At 50.4% G+C, this 15,302-nt stretch carries 13 protein-coding genes and 1 pseudogene; 8 read left to right on the plus strand and 6 right to left on the minus strand.

Annotated features, from left to right (window positions below; all coding sequences use genetic code 11):
* The first annotated feature begins 103 nt into the window (after positions 1-103).
* The 8 genes from KO116_RS15625 (at position 104) to KO116_RS15665 (ending at position 8,425) form a co-directional block, all read left to right on the plus strand.
* The gene (locus tag KO116_RS15625) at positions 104-1,264 is read left to right on the plus strand and encodes a substrate-binding protein (protein ID WP_200897103.1); all 1,161 of its coding nucleotides are present in this window, start codon (positions 104-106) and stop codon (positions 1,262-1,264) included.
* An 87-nt stretch (positions 1,265-1,351) separates the two neighbouring features.
* Positions 1,352-2,188 (plus strand): branched-chain amino acid ABC transporter permease, encoded by an 837-nt coding sequence (locus KO116_RS15630; protein WP_035563099.1) that lies wholly within the window; start codon positions 1,352-1,354, stop codon positions 2,186-2,188.
* Positions 2,181-4,010 (plus strand): branched-chain amino acid ABC transporter ATP-binding protein/permease, encoded by a 1,830-nt coding sequence (locus KO116_RS15635; protein WP_082072610.1) that lies wholly within the window; start codon positions 2,181-2,183, stop codon positions 4,008-4,010. Before KO116_RS15630 ends, KO116_RS15635 begins: the two co-directional genes overlap by 8 nt.
* Positions 4,007-4,741, plus strand: coding sequence for an ABC transporter ATP-binding protein (locus tag KO116_RS15640; RefSeq protein WP_045812151.1), 735 nt, complete (start codon positions 4,007-4,009; stop codon positions 4,739-4,741). Before KO116_RS15635 ends, KO116_RS15640 begins: the two co-directional genes overlap by 4 nt.
* Positions 4,742-4,770: 29 nt before the next feature.
* A complete protein-coding gene (locus KO116_RS15645) occupies positions 4,771-4,983 on the plus strand; it encodes a hypothetical protein (protein ID WP_035563096.1) in 213 nt (70 codons plus the stop codon).
* A 134-nt stretch (positions 4,984-5,117) separates the two neighbouring features.
* On the plus strand, positions 5,118-5,792 hold the full coding sequence (locus KO116_RS15650; protein ID WP_035563093.1) for a cysteine hydrolase family protein: 675 nt from the start codon (positions 5,118-5,120) through the stop codon (positions 5,790-5,792).
* 318 nt (positions 5,793-6,110) lie between these two features.
* Entirely contained in the window at positions 6,111-7,511 is a 1,401-nt protein-coding gene (locus KO116_RS15660) for an amidase (protein ID WP_045812152.1), read from the plus strand.
* A 23-nt stretch (positions 7,512-7,534) separates the two neighbouring features.
* Entirely contained in the window at positions 7,535-8,425 is an 891-nt protein-coding gene (locus tag KO116_RS15665; RefSeq protein ID WP_082072611.1) for a nitrilase family protein, read from the plus strand.
* Between the two features lie 95 nt (positions 8,426-8,520).
* Here the strand turns inward: KO116_RS15665 and KO116_RS25855 are convergent.
* The 6 genes and pseudogenes from KO116_RS25855 to KO116_RS15695 form a co-directional block, all read right to left on the minus strand.
* Positions 8,521-9,475, minus strand: a pseudogene (locus tag KO116_RS25855) (IS3 family transposase); the annotation flags it as partial.
* Positions 9,476-9,612: 137 nt separating this feature from the next.
* Positions 9,613-10,884, minus strand: coding sequence for an amidase (locus KO116_RS15675; protein WP_035563088.1), 1,272 nt, complete (start codon positions 10,882-10,884; stop codon positions 9,613-9,615).
* A gap of 117 nt (positions 10,885-11,001) precedes the next feature.
* Positions 11,002-11,982: an ABC transporter substrate-binding protein gene (locus KO116_RS15680; RefSeq protein WP_035563085.1), complete on the minus strand. Its 981-nt coding sequence runs from the start codon at positions 11,980-11,982 to the stop codon at positions 11,002-11,004.
* A 64-nt stretch (positions 11,983-12,046) separates the two neighbouring features.
* The gene (locus tag KO116_RS15685) at positions 12,047-12,883 is read right to left on the minus strand and encodes an ABC transporter permease (RefSeq protein ID WP_035563081.1); all 837 of its coding nucleotides are present in this window, start codon (positions 12,881-12,883) and stop codon (positions 12,047-12,049) included.
* Complete coding sequence (locus tag KO116_RS15690) at positions 12,880-13,725, minus strand: ABC transporter ATP-binding protein (protein WP_082072613.1); 846 nt, start codon at positions 13,723-13,725, stop codon at positions 12,880-12,882. Before KO116_RS15690 ends, KO116_RS15685 begins: the two co-directional genes overlap by 4 nt.
* A gap of 326 nt (positions 13,726-14,051) precedes the next feature.
* The gene (locus KO116_RS15695; protein WP_035563078.1) at positions 14,052-15,269 is read right to left on the minus strand and encodes an extracellular catalytic domain type 1 short-chain-length polyhydroxyalkanoate depolymerase; all 1,218 of its coding nucleotides are present in this window, start codon (positions 15,267-15,269) and stop codon (positions 14,052-14,054) included.
* Between the last annotated feature and the right edge of the window lie 33 nt (positions 15,270-15,302).

Raw genomic sequence — 15,302 nt, forward strand, 5'->3', positions numbered from 1 at the left:
TTTTGCAGAATATTAACAGTATTCCGGAAATTGCTACCTTTTTGATCAATAGACTATTGATGCCTTCACCACGTTCTTAAACAAAAAAGTTGGAGAAACATGCATGAATATTTCTAAAAAAGTTGCCGCGATGGCAGGTGCAGCCTGCCTATCGGCGATCACATCATCGGCTACGGCTTCCGAACCAATAATAATCGGCGTCCCGACGGGTCTAAGTGGAGCAAACAGCACCGTAGCACCCGCAGTGGTTCAGTCCTCTGAACTGGCGGTAGCGGAGATAAATGACAGCGGTGGTATTTTAGGACGCCAAGTAGTTTTGGAAATTGCAGATGATGGCAGTGGTGCTTCCGGTGCTCAACGCGCTTTTGACGACCTGATCAGTAACCGAAATGCTGACGCTATAATCACTATGGAAACCAGTGCCGCTCGGAATGCTGGCATTCCCATCGTCGAACGACATCAAGTGCCTTACATATATACCTCGCTATACGAAGGTCGTTCCTGCAGCCCTTACCTGTATGCCAACGGTGCTGTACCAGAGCAGATGGTAGGTCCTATCGTGGACTATTTCATGGATGAAGAAGGTTCAGAACGCTTCTTCCTAGTAGGCAGTGACTACGCTTTTGGGCGAGGCATGCTTGAGTTTACGCGCAGTTATATTGAAGAGCGTGGAGGAGAAGTTGTCGCTGAGGAGTATCAACCTATGGACGCAACCGACTGGACATCCATCATCAGTCAGATGCGTCGTAATAATCCCGATGCAGTCATCATGTCCACCGCCGGAGGAGCACCAAATGTTACCTTGCAGCGCCAGTACAAGGCGGCAGGTATGCAAGCATTGGTGGGCAATCTGAGCGTAGATGAGTTAACCGCACAGAGTATGGGCGAGGACGCTGAGGGAATCTATATTTCAGCCTCTTATCTTACGGCCATTGATAGCGCGGCTAATAGAGACTTCCTTGAGCGTATAGAAACTCACTTCGGGAGCGATCTTCGCACCCCAAACGACCTTTCTGTACCACAGTACGATGCCATTTATCTCTACAAAGCCGCTGTAGAAATGGCTGGCACCACGGATGCTGACGCGGTTATCGAAGCACTGGCGGAAGTCTCATATGACGGTCCTCGTGGGACCGTGCAGATGAACGCTCAACGCCATGCGCCACTCACTACGCATCTCGGCCGGGTCCAAGGTGACGGTAGTGTAGAAGTGGTAGAAATATTCGAGGGCGTAGATCCCGGCGAGCAGTGCCCGACCAGCTAATCACGCTTTAGCCCACGCGACCGTCACAACCAGCTAACCCCGAGGTTTGGGTGACTGTGTGGTGGTCGCCAGCAAGGAACAAAAAAAGTGAATTATCTGTTTCTTGATATCATTACCACCGCAGCGATCCTCTTCATTATATCTTCTGGTTTACTCATTATCTTTGGTGTGATGAAAGTCATTAATTTCGCACATGGTGTATTCCTCACCATTGGCGGTTATTCATCATTGGTGGTGACTCGATTCGACTGGGACCCTTGGTTTAGCATGCCGTTGGCCTTTGTGGTCGGTTGCCTACTCGGCGCATTCATAGAGCGCGCTATACTGCGTTTTCTTTACCATCGCCCCTTAGATGCCATCTTGGCGACTTGGGGACTTGGTATCGTTCTAGGACAGTTGATCATCATCGCCTTCGGTCGCGAGGTGCAGTTTGCCGATAGACCAGTGTCTGGGGCCGTGGAGCTGCTAGGCGCTTTTTATTCGCAATACCGACTACTCTTGATTATCTTCGCAGTGCTGGTAGCTGCAGCCATGTGGCTGCTTCTGAAGGGTACTCGCATTGGTTTGCAAACCCGCGCTGTCATCATGAATGAACCCTTGGCGCGTGGTCTGGGAATCAATAGCTCGCGTGTACGCCTGATCACTTTTTCATTTGGGGCTGGCCTGGCCTGTCTAGCGGGTGCTTTTATAACGCCATTGTCCAGCGTAGACCCCAACATGGGGCTGCCATGGCTAGTTAGCGCCTTTATGCTGGTTCTGGTATCCGGCAATTCATTCCTTGCCTTGGCTATTGCCTGCCTAGTGCTTGGGGGCGCCCAAGTGCTGGCAAGTACCTACATCAACCCAATCATAGGTGGTTTGACAATCGCCGTCCTGGCCGCCCTCCTGTTAAGGCTTCGTCCCAAGGGGTTTGCATATGACTAGGTTTATCGGCGGCGTTGAAGCCGACCACGGTTATCTTGTTCTGCCACTTCATGTTCGCTTCAGAGCAGTGTGTATATTGACGGCCCTGGCCTTGATAGTCGTTCTCATCGGCCCGTTTGTTCTGGATCCCTATACTCAGAGTGTCCTGGTAAGAGCTTTCCTGCTAGCAGTGACTGCCTTAACCGTAGATCTGCTATGGGGCACAACCGGGATCCTGACTTTCGCTCAAGGCGCGTTTTTCGGCATCGGCGCCTATGCAGCCGGACTCATGTTTACCCATGTCGGCTACACAGCAGGGACAGTATTGTTTGCCTTGTTGGCGGCAATTACCGTATCTATGCTGGTTGCTGCCTTTGTAGGCTGGCTAGCCTTCTGGCAAGGTGCAACCTCACTTTATGTGGCGGTAGTCACACTTGTATTGCCGATAGTCGTGGTGCAGTTAATCTATTCTGGAGGCTCTTTCACCGGCTCCAGTAGCGGGCTAGTAGGTTTTGATGCGCCATCATTATCCATGAGTGGCTGGTTCTGGTTTACCGGTACCCTGATGGTTTTGCTGACGGCTTGCGCCTGGGTTTTCATCCGCAGTGATTACGGCCGCATGCTAAATGCAATACGTGATAACGAAACACGCAACCGTTACCTAGGCATCCCAACAAGTCACATAAAGATCACTCTGATGATGGCCATGGCTGCGCTGGCTTCAATGGCAGGTTTCATTTATGCCTGTGTGGGCACTATTGTTGCGCCAGAACATGCCGGCTTCGTCTTTGGTACCGAATTGGTGATCTACGTCGCCCTAGGTGGACGCGGCACGGTCCTGGGGCCCGTCATAGGCACTATTGGGCTGGAGTGGGCTAGTGCCTATATCAGTAGCATTCTACCGTTTGTATGGACCATCATCATCGGGACCATATTCGTTGTAGTTATCGTAATTATGCCAGAAGGGCTGCTTCCTCCAATCTGGCGGACACTGTCGAAAAAGCTACCATCTCGTTTGGCTAAAGCTGCTAAAGGTAAGGGAGCAATCACATTCTACCCGCTTGCTGAGAGTGACATTAAGACCTTTCCAGCCAACATGAGCCAGCCCGCACTTGATTTGAGCAGTGTTACCAAGCGCTACGGACACTTGAAGGTATTGCAGGGCATCGATATTGCCGTAATGCCGGGAGAGCTTGTGGGTATTGTAGGCCCCAATGGCGCAGGTAAGACAACACTAATGCGCTGTATCAGCGATGGGCTGGAGCGCAGCAGTGGAGTCATCAAGGTCAACGGCAAGGATATTGGCCAAAAATCACCCGCAGCCATTACGACACTGGGGCTTGGGCGAAGCTTCCAAAATACTAGCTTATTTGAAAGTCTTAGCGTGTCCGAGTGTTTGCGTCTTGCTCGCTACCGACATTGGCAGCCATCAAAAACTGATACGGCAGACCGCATCGGGCTACCCACCGCTGCGATGGAGGTTTTAGAGAGCACTGGATTGACTTCACAGCTGGACGGAAAAGTAAACAACCTCCCTCACGGCATGAAGCGTGCCTTAGAGCTGACGATGGTACTTTCTTTAGAGCCAAACGTACTGCTGCTTGATGAGCCTACGGCCGGACTGACAAAAGCAGACCGCCTCATGATTGGCAACATTCTTACGGATTTACAGACTAGACTCGGTCTCGCTATCGTGCTAATTGAACACGATTTTGATTTCGTCAAACAGGTCTGCTCGCGGCTAGTAGTGCTTCACCGCGGGGAACTGGTCTTAGATGGCGAGGTTCAGGAGGTAGTCAACTCTGACCTAGTACAAGAGATTTATTCGGGGCATGTCGAATGAGCGAAAATACGAAGAAATCCGATAAAGCTACTGTCCTGGAGTGCCGTCAACTGAGTAGCGGCTACGATGATGCGACTGTCATCGACAATATCAACATTCAAATCACCGAGGGCCAAGTCTTCGGCATTCTAGGCAAGAATGGCATGGGCAAAAGCACCTTGCTAAAGACCATTATGGGCTTTCTTAAACCCATAAATGGGGAAATCTATTATGCTGATCAGCCCATAGGCGGCTTAGAGCCTCAAGTGCTCGCAAGGCGTGGCATCGCCTACATTCCTCAGGAAGCCGCCATTTTCCAGGATCTGACCGTAGAGGAAAATCTCCGCCTTGGCCTGCCGAGTGATCGCTTGCTGCCAAGCGGTATGGAAAAGGTTGCTGCCTATTTCCCTATTATCCCCCAACGACGCAAGCAATTTGCAGGCACCTTAAGTGGTGGCGAGCAAAAGATGTTGCTGATGGCCCGGGCACTCATGAGCGATCCCAAGCTGATGCTGGTAGACGAGATCAGCGAGGGGCTGCAACCCACTATGGTGGAGAATATCACGCAGGTTCTCGGACAGGTGGCGGCGAAAGAAAATACTAGCGTTCTTTTAGTGGAGCAGAATGTACGATTGGTCACTCGCGTTGCTCATTCGGTGGCGTTACTGGAGATTGGCCGCATCGTGCAAGAAATGCAGCTAGATGATGGGGCTGACAACGAGCTAGCACTGACCGAGATGATGCGCGTCTGATCACCCCCACATCGAAAGGAGACTCGTTAATGAATACTCTACGCATCTTTTCCCATCTCCTGCCGGACGACGGCCTCCTAGGCCGTAACGAATCAATTAACGAAGACCCACTACCCCTACGTGTAATTCAAAAAGCTAGGGATATTGGCGCTATTGACTACATCCCTGTTCGTCTACTTCAGCTTTTAGGCTGCCAAGAAAAGGCGGAGCGAAAGGTATCAATACCTAATGCGATGTTCTAGTGTTCACCGAGAGTAATTAAACATCTTAAAGTTTTCATAGGCAGCTATCTGAAATCTCGGCATATAATTTAGCGAAACTTATATGCGCATATTACTCTTTAATAATAACATTATTTACATCAAGGACTGGACGCATGAGCCTCGTAGCCGACCCACTAAAACAAATACTTTCACCCCTAAAGATGGCTCAACTGCATAACAACAACTCTGCAATTTTAATTGTTGATATGCAGTATTTAGACGCTCACCCTGAATATGGGCTTATCCAAATTGCAAAACAGCATGGAATTGACACAAAATATTATGAAGACCGCCTCAAGGTAGCCATTAAAAACATACAACTCTTACTGAAAGCATGTCGCGAAAATGGCCTGGAAGTAATTTATTGTACCATTGAATCTATGACAAAGGACGGGCGTGACAGAAGCAAAGAACATAAAAAAGCAAACCTTCATGCTAGCCCCAACTCTAAAGAGGGTGAAGTGATTGAAGAATTAAGACCGATGCATGATGAAATGGTTTTCAAGAAGACCTGCTCAGGGGTCTTTAATGGTTCAAATATAGACCAGAAATTAAGAAATCTCAAAATAGATAACTTAATTATAACTGGTGTACTAACCAACCAGTGTGTTGATACTGCTGTCAGAGATGCAGCCGACCGTGGATATGACGTGGTACTGGTTACGGATGCCTGTGCAGCTTTCCACGAGTCGTTGCATCAAGCATCTGTGGAGATACTAGAAGGCATTTACTGCTGTGTTGAATCAACTAAAAAGGTGGTTGATCACATATATCAGATTAACCGATGAACTTATGTTTTCTCTTTCCTACAACTGACTTTGCGAAAACATAAATTGATACAAGTGATGCATTACTTATAGTTCGAAAATTATTCGCCGAGATGATGCGGATCCCAACTTTCAAACGCCACTATGGAAGCTTGCTTATGGACACTGTACGTACTCTTGCCGGAATTCAACTAGACGACGAGCGCTTAGAGCATGTTATAAACGCTTACCGACCAATCCTGAACGAGATTGAAAAACTGCGCACGCTTAATCTCAATTCAACCTACCCAGCTGTCCATTTTAGCCCACTAGCCGCCTATAGCGCAGAGGATAAAAACAATGAGTAACTCTCCTAGCTACTGGCCGTTGCACCAACAAGTGGCGGCAATAGCCAGCGGCGACCTCTCCGCACGTGATCTTGTCCTTGCCTACACCGAGCGTCTTGAAGCTTATGACAGTCAGTTAGCAACCCATGTAACTCTTAGCAACTCCGCACTGGAAGAAGCCGCGGCAATCGACAAAGCGCTCGCCAGGGGGGAAAAGCTCGGCCCCTTGGCAGGCGCCTGTATTTCAGTCAAAGATAACTACCTGACTCATAATATGCCCACACGGGCAGGCACTGACGTCGCTGAGATATCTTTTCCTGAGACAGACAGCCATGTGGTGGCTAAGCTGCGCAAAGCTGGGGCCATCATCCTGGGTAAGACTCGGATGCACGAGTTCGCATGGGGTAATATCACTCCACCAACCCGAAACCCTTGGAATACTCAGTGCGTTCCCGGAGGTTCCAGTGGCGGCTCTGCCGCAGCCGTAGCAGCTGGGCTCTGTAGCGCGGCCATGGGCAGCGACACCGGTGGTTCAGTGCGCATTCCTGCCACTCTATGCGGCACTGTGGGGCTCAAGCCTACCTTCGGATTAGTTGGTCGAACGGGGATTGTTCCGCATAGCTGGTCATTAGACCATGCCGGACCTCTAACCCGAACGGTAACCGATGCAGCCCTGATTCTCGAAGCGTTGGTGGGAAGTGATGCCGATGACCCTGCCTCATTGAGTGCTCCAGAGATCAGATATCAACCGTCAGCTAACCCCACAATAAAAGGCTTTCGCATAGGAGTGATCCGCAATCATTTCTCGGAGCGCATCTCCGCTGACGTGGCAGACAACTTTGCCACGGTACAAGAGTGGCTAAAACACAAGGGGGTGGAGATTCAGGAATTCGATGTCCCTAATCTAGACTATGGCTTGGGAGCAATTTTCGCCATCGAATTAGCGTCATCCTCAGCTTATCATGAACAGGCGTTACAGAGTGGCTTGACAAGCGGCTTCCAAAGTGACGTACGAGATCTAGTAGAAATGGGTAGACTGGTTTCCGCTGTGGATTACCTACATGCGGAACAGCTACGCTCTGAGCTATGTAAGGATTTCGCAAGAATCTTCAATACGGTGGATTTGGTAATCTCTCCAACTAGCCCAATCACCGCATGGAACTCAGGCCAATGGGAATTAGATATTGAAGGTTCCCTAGAAAGTGTCCTCGCCGCTTCATGGCGCTTTACCTACCCCTTCAACCTAACCGGCATGCCGGCAATTAGTGTGCCTTCGGGGTTTGACGGAAAGGGTCTACCAATAGGGCTACAGATTGCAGGCCCTCCCCTGTCCGAACGAAAAGTGCTTACATTTGCCGCTGCTTTTGAGGCAGAGCACCCACATGCTGAAGATAAGCCAGTTGGGTTCAATTAAATTTAGCCAAACGGGAAAAATAAATGAGCAACGGTCGAAATAACAGACAGGAATCCTTGGTAAGAGTTGCCTGCATACAGATGGAGCCTCATGTAGGGGATATCTCAGGCAACATAAATAAAAGTATCGCACTTATTGAGGAGGCCGTAGTTAATCAGGGAGCCAGACTTATTGTACTGCCTGAATTAGCCAATTCAGGGTATGTATTCAAATCGAGAGAGGAAGCCTTTTCATGCGCAGAAGTAGTCGGTACTGGCCCTGCGTCAGTCGCCTGGATGAAATTATGTAAAGAGCATAACTGCTGGATTATCGCAGGCATGGCAGAACGAGATGGAGACAGACTTTACAATGCCTCTGTGTGCTTCGGCCCAAATGGCCATGTAGGCACCTTCCGCAAGATGCATCTTTGGAATGAAGAGAATCTATTTTTTGAACCTGGCAATCTAGGTTTCCCCGTTTGGCATACCCCCTTGGGACGCCTCGCCAGCTGCATTTGCTACGACCTCTGGTTCCCTGAAAGTTCTCGGATCGCGGCCCTCCAGGGTGCAGACATCATATGCATTCCTACCAACTGGGTACCGATTCCCGGCCAGGATCCAGACCGGGAAGCCATGGCGAACATTCTGTGTATGGCATCAGCACATAGCAACTCTGTTTTCATCGCTGCAGCGGATAGAGTCGGTACCGAGCGCGGGCAACCATTCATTGGCCAAAGCCTGATTGTCAGCTATACGGGTTGGCCAATTGGCGGCCCAGCCAGCCCGGACAAAGAGGAAATAATATATGCCGATCTGAACCTTGCTGACGCCCGGCGAAAGCGAAACTGGAACGAATACAACCAACCCCTCAGGGACCGTAGAGACGATTTTTATGGCAGGATGCTGGGAAGTCAGCACCCTGTTGGCTGGCATTAGTTTCACTGTAACAAATAGTCATCGCGAATAATCACTGTAAATGGCGTTCAGATTTATAGCTATTGAATTTGCATTTTGCATTCCAGGGCTACTTTGTTGGCTGAACGACTCATGCTGCCCACCCAGTGATTGGCTTTCAGAAAACTTTGCCAATATCCGCTGCTGAATTGGCTTCCTTGATCCGAATGTACCATCACAGATCCTTGTGGTTTGCGTCGCCAGACTGCTGATAACAAAGTATCAAGCACCAACTCCGTGGTCATACGAGACTTCATCGACCAGCCAACCACTTGACGAGAAAACAGATCGATAACTACCGCTAAGTAAAGCCAGCCTTCGTAGGTTCGGAGGTACGTAATGTCCGTCACGCAAGCAACATTTGGCACTGTTACTATAAACTGACGATCTAAATGGTTGGGTGATACAACAGCCGGTTTTAAACCACCATAGCAGCCAGGGCGTCGTTGATAGCCTGTATGAGAACGTAGGCCTTCCCTACTCATTAGACGGGCCACACGGTGTTTGTCACAGGTTTCACCAGCCTCACGCAAATCTTGATGGATCTTGCGATAGCCCTGTATACACCACCGCTCTCAAGCCAGGAATGCTTGATCAATCCCTGCAGGCGCTTATCTTCCCGAGCTCGATTAGAAATCGCTTTTTACACCATGAGTAGTAACCGCTGGGATGCACAGCCATCATCTGACACAAGCGACGTTCCGGATATTGGCTCGCATGCTTTTGAATAAACGCGTACCTCAGTCGGATTCCCTGGCGAAGTTCTGGGCGGCATTCCGACGGTAGCCTTTTTTAATATATCTCGCTCTTCTGATATGCGTACTAGCTCAGCCTTCAAAAGACGATTTTCCGCTGGAGATCGTCATCTTCTTGCTGCTGCTCTACCGGCTTATTGTAGCGTTTGATCCAGTGTTACAAGCTGTGGCCTGTCACGCCTAAACGCTCAGAGACTGCTGCAATGCGATGGCCGCGCTATTCCCCCTGTTTAACGGCTTCGAATTTGAATTCTTCAGTGTAACGGGGACGGTTCATATCAAGCTCAAAGTGGTGGGGGAAGGATCTTTTAGCTCGTGCCAATAAAAGTAAAGCGCTTGTAAAAGCCAGTGCTTTTTCAGCAGTCTTGACGGCGCCCTAGGGCGCCGTTGTTGTTTCGATTGTGCGGGTGAGGATTAGCTCATCTTCATCAACGTACGTGCGACCTGTAAAAGCTTCTTATCCTGCCAGCGGTCGGCGATTATCTGGACACCGACCGGCATGCCGGCACTACCTTGGCTCGACGGTAAATTGAGGCACGGCACTCCCAACAGTGTCCATGCCCGACAGTAAATCGGGTCGCCAGTTGCATCGAGGCCTTTCGGCGCTTCGCCTTGAGCACTAGCGGCGAGGATGATATCTACCTGCTCGCTAAATACCTGCGAGAGCGTCTGCTGCATCTGACTGGTGGCGCGCTTGGCTTCAATATAGCGTTCAAAGCTTGTCGCCCTACCCTCCTCGATTAGCTCAACCAGCTTGATACCCATCTGCGCAGCGTAGTGGTGATATTCACTCGCCAGTGCTTGAGATGCCTCATAAGCCATGACTACTTTTTGGTGCTCCACTAGCGCTTCATAGCGCGCATCCAGGCTTAATGGCACTATCTCAGCCCCCGCGTTTTCAAAGCGTTCTTGGGCATTTGCCAGGGCTTGCTTAACATCCGGTGCCAGTGGTTCATCCACCGGCAAGCTACGTATACCGACGCGAACGCCTTTGAGGTTATCCAGCGCGGGGATGGGGGGCGCCTTGGTCAGCGCCGAGAATGTCGTACAGACATCGTCGATATGGCGGGCAAACCAGCCTAACGTGTCTAATGAGGCTGCAAAGGGTTTAACACCGTCACAGCTAAGCGTGCCAAAGGTGGGTTTAAAGCCAAACACGCCACAATAACTCGCTGGCCGAATCATGCTACCCGCCGTTTGTGTACCAAACGCCAGCGGCACCATCCCAGCCGCCACGGCCGCAGCCGAACCGCTTGAAGAACCTCCGGGGGTGCGCGTCGGGTCATGGGGATTATGGGTCTTGCCCGGCGTAAAATAGGCGAACTCCGTGGACACCGTTTTACCCATGATCAATGCCCCGTTTTCCTCCAACAGCGTGACCAGCGCGGCATTTAGTTGTGCACCAGGAGAGCTAAGATAACCGCGAGTGCCCCAGGTAATGGGCATATCCGTGGTGTCGATAATGTCCTTAATACCTACCGGCACTCCATATAGTGGCACGCTGCCAACATCTACCTCTGAAGGCAACGCTGGCAAGCGTGGTGCCAGCGCCTCCCAGGCTTGTACCTCGGGCTCGCGTTTTTCTATACAGGCCGCGCAGTAATGCCACCAGTCATAAGGCTCGGCACTGCCCTCTTTTAAAGCAGTTTGATAGTTCTCGATGGTCAAATGGGGATCAAGGGTCACAACACTCTCCTGTAAAACTATCAAAGACTATGACTAACAATTCACACCTGTAAACAAATCAAGTGGCACTACGCTAGCACTACTTGATTGCCCCTATCCTTTTTATAAATAATAAAACTATTGGACTACTTCATTGGCAAATGAGGCGTCCACAATATCCTCGTAGTACATCTCGCCTTTAATATTGCCTACGAACTGCTGCATTTCAATCGCGTTGGTAAAAGCATCTTCAGTAATCATTACGCTTTCAGGGTAGACACTATTTTCAATCATACGCTGGACGGCCGCATCCACCACCTCTCCTTGCAAGTCACCAAATTCAAGCCGCGCGACTGCTTTTGCAATGTCGGCATCAGAGTGAATCAACGCCAGTGAATCATTAATCGACATCACAAATCGTTTTACTAAATCAGGGTTTTCATCAATCATCTCTTGAGAAGTGTTAATAGTTGAAAAGGCATACTCAGGATAGTCATCGGTAAAAGCATGAATAATCTCCAAACCTTGAGATATGCCTTGCTCAACCTGTGGCTGATAAGCAACCGCAATATCACCGCGCCCTGAGAGCACAGGGCCCAACTCAGAGCCATTCTGTACTTCGGTGACATCCACTTCCCCTTCAAGACCTGCATCGGCGATCAATCTGCGTATCAGTGTATTCGAGGTACCAGGCGCCAACCCAACGACCACCTCTTTGCCTGCCAAATCCGCAGGAGAGTCGTAGTCGAGATCTGGATGAGCCAAAACCCATACAGGCGCACTGTTGGCTACGGCACTGATGGCTTTTCCGCTGCCCCCCTGCTCCTGAGCAAAACCAACGTGCTCAGGACCATGAACTGAAAACTGTGATTCTCCCGCTAATACTGATGCTAACGCAGCAGGTCCCGATCCCGCTGAGCGCACCACTGGCACATCAATATTATGATTATTGAAAATGCCTTCATGTTTAGCGACATAGACTGGTAAATAGAGCAGCGAATGGAAGGCTTCATTAATTAAAATAGTGTCCATATCATCGGCGTGGAGCGGAGCCGCTGCGCTTAGTGCGAGTAGCCCAGTACCGAAAACAGCATGCTTATAGACGGAAGAAAATTTCATCTTGTCTGCCTCTTGAGGTTATCGATTGACGAACAGTGGTGATGCACTACCTACTTCGCTGCATCTATCGTTGGCCTTGTTCCCATGGCAATAAGCGCTTCTCAACCTGAGATACGATGACGTACAGCACGATGGCCACAATCATTAGTGTGATTACGCCCACCCAAACGACGTTAAGATTAAACAGGTTGCCGGCGACAAAAATCATGCGGCCCAACCCCCGATCGGAAGAGATAAACTCACCGCCAATTTCAGCAATCAAGGCAAATCCAATATTTAAGCGGAAAGCAGAGATGATCCAAGGCAACGACGCTGGCGCAACTACTTTGGTAAACACTTCACGGCGACTGGCACCCATCGAGCGCATCAAGTTAATAAGATTGCGATCTATTTGATGCGTCCCTTGATAGGCAGAGAGCAGAGCGACAACAAAGGTGGCCACAAAGGCAAGAGCAATTTTGGACAGCATGCCGGAGCCAAACCAGATGATAATCATCGGCGCCAGAGCAATCTTGGGTAGGCCGTTAAGTGCCACCATGAAGGGGTCAATAATACGAGCGGTAGTCCGCGAGAACCACAGCAGCAACCCACTGATAGAACCGAGAATACTGCCTAGCAGAAACCCCACCACGGTGGCATAAACCGTCGCAATGGTGTCATTTAGTAACTGGCCAGACTGAATCAGCCGCCAAGCTTCGCCCGCGATACCAACAGGGGACCCCATCAAAAAGGGATTAATCCAGTCAGTCATAACGCCTATCTGCCATAGGACCACCACTAACCCTATGCCAGTCACACGCCATAAATTGTCAGTGATAAAGCTACTTCGTGTGCGCTGCTCATCGTTCTCTTTAATACTCCCGGCACGAATGGTATGGGTATAGAACTGTGCTTCGCTCATTGCTCGGCCCCCGAAATTTGGATATCTAAATCATCCCAAATGCTGTCAAAGTAGCGCTGATAACGGGTATCACTTCGCGCTTTTAAACAGGAACCGAGCTCGCGGGATAGGCCTACATCATAGATTTTCTTTACTGACGTAGGACGTTGTGTCATTACCGCCACTCGATCTGACATAGCAATAGCTTCGCCAATATCGTGGGTAATCAACACCACCGTTTTATGGTGCTCTTTAAGAATTGAGACGATCTCTTCTTCAAGCACCAAACGTGTCTGGTAGTCGAGCGCTGAGAATGGTTCATCAAGCAGAATAAGGTCTGGATCAGTGATTAACGTACGAATCAGTGCCACCCGCTGACGCATACCACCTGACAGCGTACTGGGGTATTGATCAGCGAAATCAGCAAGACCATAACGAGCCAACTGTTCGCGGGCCATTGCATAACGCTTGGCTTTGGCTACACCTTGAATTTCCAACCCCAAGCACACGTTGTCGATAATGGTGCGCCATGGAAAGAGCAAATCACGCTGCAACATATATCCAATACGCGCACCGCATGCTGGATCTCGACCACGTAAGGTAATACTGCCATCGCTGGGTTCGAGCAAACTGGCGATAATATTGAACATCGTGCTCTTACCACAGCCGCTTGGCCCTACGATGCTGATGAACTCCTCTTGCTTGATGTCTAAAGTGATATCTTCGATAACAGGAATTGATTCACCGCTGGGGCTTGTGAAGGCCTTTTTAACACCGCTCAGAGAAATCACACTCTGACGGAGCATTTCTTGGTCATTCAGCTTAGCGTTTGGAGAGATGGGGACGGCGATTGACGAGTTCATCGTTAGAGCCTTTGGGCTGCCTGGGTCCCCTAGCAACTGCATTTAATGTGCCAAAAATCGATTTAATTATAAAAAATCAATATGATTCCAGAAAAACGAGCAGCGCTATTTTTTAGTTATCTTGTTAACAGCGTTGTGAAACCACCTTCACTATTAATTGTATGCACCATAATGAATGCATTTTGCACTTTGTTGTTACATACACTCTTACCACCTTAACCTTGTATCCGCTTGAAAAGTAAGAACGCCACCACGGTTATCGACCGTGGCGGCGCTGGGGGTACCAGCTAGAAGCGTCGGGCTTTCGCCGCCCGACAAGTCACACCTCAGTTCATGTCACGTTCACACTGCTGATGCTGTAAGAAAAAACGCAGCATTTCCTTGGTGGCATCGGGGCCCTTGGAATCGGTATAGCTTCCCTTCGCGCTGCCGCCCGACCAGGCGTGGCCAGCTCCATGAATGCGCCACTGCTCCATGTGTGGTTCGCCCTTCTCGTTGTGATGCGTGGTACGCGTATAGGCATGGCCATTAGCCACCTTTCCCTGCTCTACCGTCGCACTTTCTTGACGCGATGTGCTGTACTGGGCGGCCACGCGATCCGCATTGCTGGGGTGCACGGTGGTGTCAAGATCCCCATGAAAGATAATCGCGGGCACTTCCGATGCCCAACCGGCCCCTTTCGCTTTACCACCGCCAAGAGGCCCTGTGCCTCCTTGCATGGCGCCTAAGGCATCAGGAAGACTTTGGGCCACGCCGTGGGGTAGCCCGGAGTGCACGCCCACCGCCGCAAATAGATCCGGGTAGGTCATCGCCAGAGTGGTTGCCATGGCGGCGCCTGCCGACAGGCCTGCGACATAGATTCGGGTTCCATCAAGGCCATGGGTATCAATGATCTGGCGGGTCATGCCCGCAATAATCGCGGGTTCACCGCCCTCGCGCTGCTGGTCTTCGGCTTTGAACCAGTTCCAGCATTTCGAGCTGTTAGCGGTCATCGGCTGGGCTGGATAGAGCACATAACACAGCTGCTCTTCGGCCAGCCGGTTCATCTCGGTTCCGGCAGCAAAGTCATCAGGGTTCTGTGTGCAGCCATGCAGCATCACTACCAGCGGCAGCGCTTGACCAGTATAGCCGCTAGGGATATACAGTTTGTAATCACGCGAACCCACAGGGTTGGTAAACCGGCCTGCAGTAAACGCCCCGGGCTGTGGCTCCTCGCTGGTATTCGGTGCTTGCTCGGGTTGCGCCATTCCACCGCGAAACTTCATCCACTTATCCCGCCATGCAGCAGGCACCTTAATAGCGCCGGGCAAGAATGCGCCGGCTGGCGCCTCAGCAGGCTCTGGCTTTGATTCGGAGGCTTCTTCGTCGATGACCTCGTAGGTACCGTCGAAGGTATTGCCTTCCTGGTAGGATGTATTCGGCGTTTCAACGCCGCTCGATTCGGGTGCGCTACCCTGGAGAACCGCCATCGCCTCTTGCAGTTTTCCCGCACGGGTTAGCCGCGTCGCTTCTTCCATTCGCTTAGTCATCGTGGCATCGATCATTTTCAATATCCTTATTCAATGATTGCGTAGTCA

Origin of the sequence: Halomonas sp. KO116 (assembly GCF_000734975.2) — a bacterium.
GTDB classification, from domain to species: Bacteria; Pseudomonadota; Gammaproteobacteria; order Pseudomonadales; family Halomonadaceae; genus Vreelandella; species Vreelandella glaciei.

What these genes read in the sequence shown, in the direction of transcription:
- KO116_RS15625 (WP_200897103.1), top strand. Translation starts at nt 104, where the DNA reads ATGAATATTTCTAAAAAAGTTGCCGCGATGGCAGGTGCAGCCTGCCTA.
- KO116_RS15635 (WP_082072610.1), top strand. Translation starts at nt 2,181, where the DNA reads ATGACTAGGTTTATCGGCGGCGTTGAAGCCGACCACGGTTATCTTGTT.
- KO116_RS15640 (WP_045812151.1), top strand. Translation starts at nt 4,007, where the DNA reads ATGAGCGAAAATACGAAGAAATCCGATAAAGCTACTGTCCTGGAGTGC.
- KO116_RS15645 (WP_035563096.1), top strand. Translation starts at nt 4,771, where the DNA reads ATGAATACTCTACGCATCTTTTCCCATCTCCTGCCGGACGACGGCCTC.
- KO116_RS15650 (WP_035563093.1), top strand. Translation starts at nt 5,118, where the DNA reads ATGAGCCTCGTAGCCGACCCACTAAAACAAATACTTTCACCCCTAAAG.
- KO116_RS15660 (WP_045812152.1), top strand. Translation starts at nt 6,111, where the DNA reads ATGAGTAACTCTCCTAGCTACTGGCCGTTGCACCAACAAGTGGCGGCA.
- KO116_RS15665 (WP_082072611.1), top strand. Translation starts at nt 7,535, where the DNA reads ATGAGCAACGGTCGAAATAACAGACAGGAATCCTTGGTAAGAGTTGCC.
- KO116_RS15680 (WP_035563085.1), bottom strand. Translation starts at nt 11,982, where the DNA reads ATGAAATTTTCTTCCGTCTATAAGCATGCTGTTTTCGGTACTGGGCTA.
- KO116_RS15685 (WP_035563081.1), bottom strand. Translation starts at nt 12,883, where the DNA reads ATGAGCGAAGCACAGTTCTATACCCATACCATTCGTGCCGGGAGTATT.
- KO116_RS15690 (WP_082072613.1), bottom strand. Translation starts at nt 13,725, where the DNA reads ATGAACTCGTCAATCGCCGTCCCCATCTCTCCAAACGCTAAGCTGAAT.
- KO116_RS15695 (WP_035563078.1), bottom strand. Translation starts at nt 15,269, where the DNA reads ATGATCGATGCCACGATGACTAAGCGAATGGAAGAAGCGACGCGGCTA.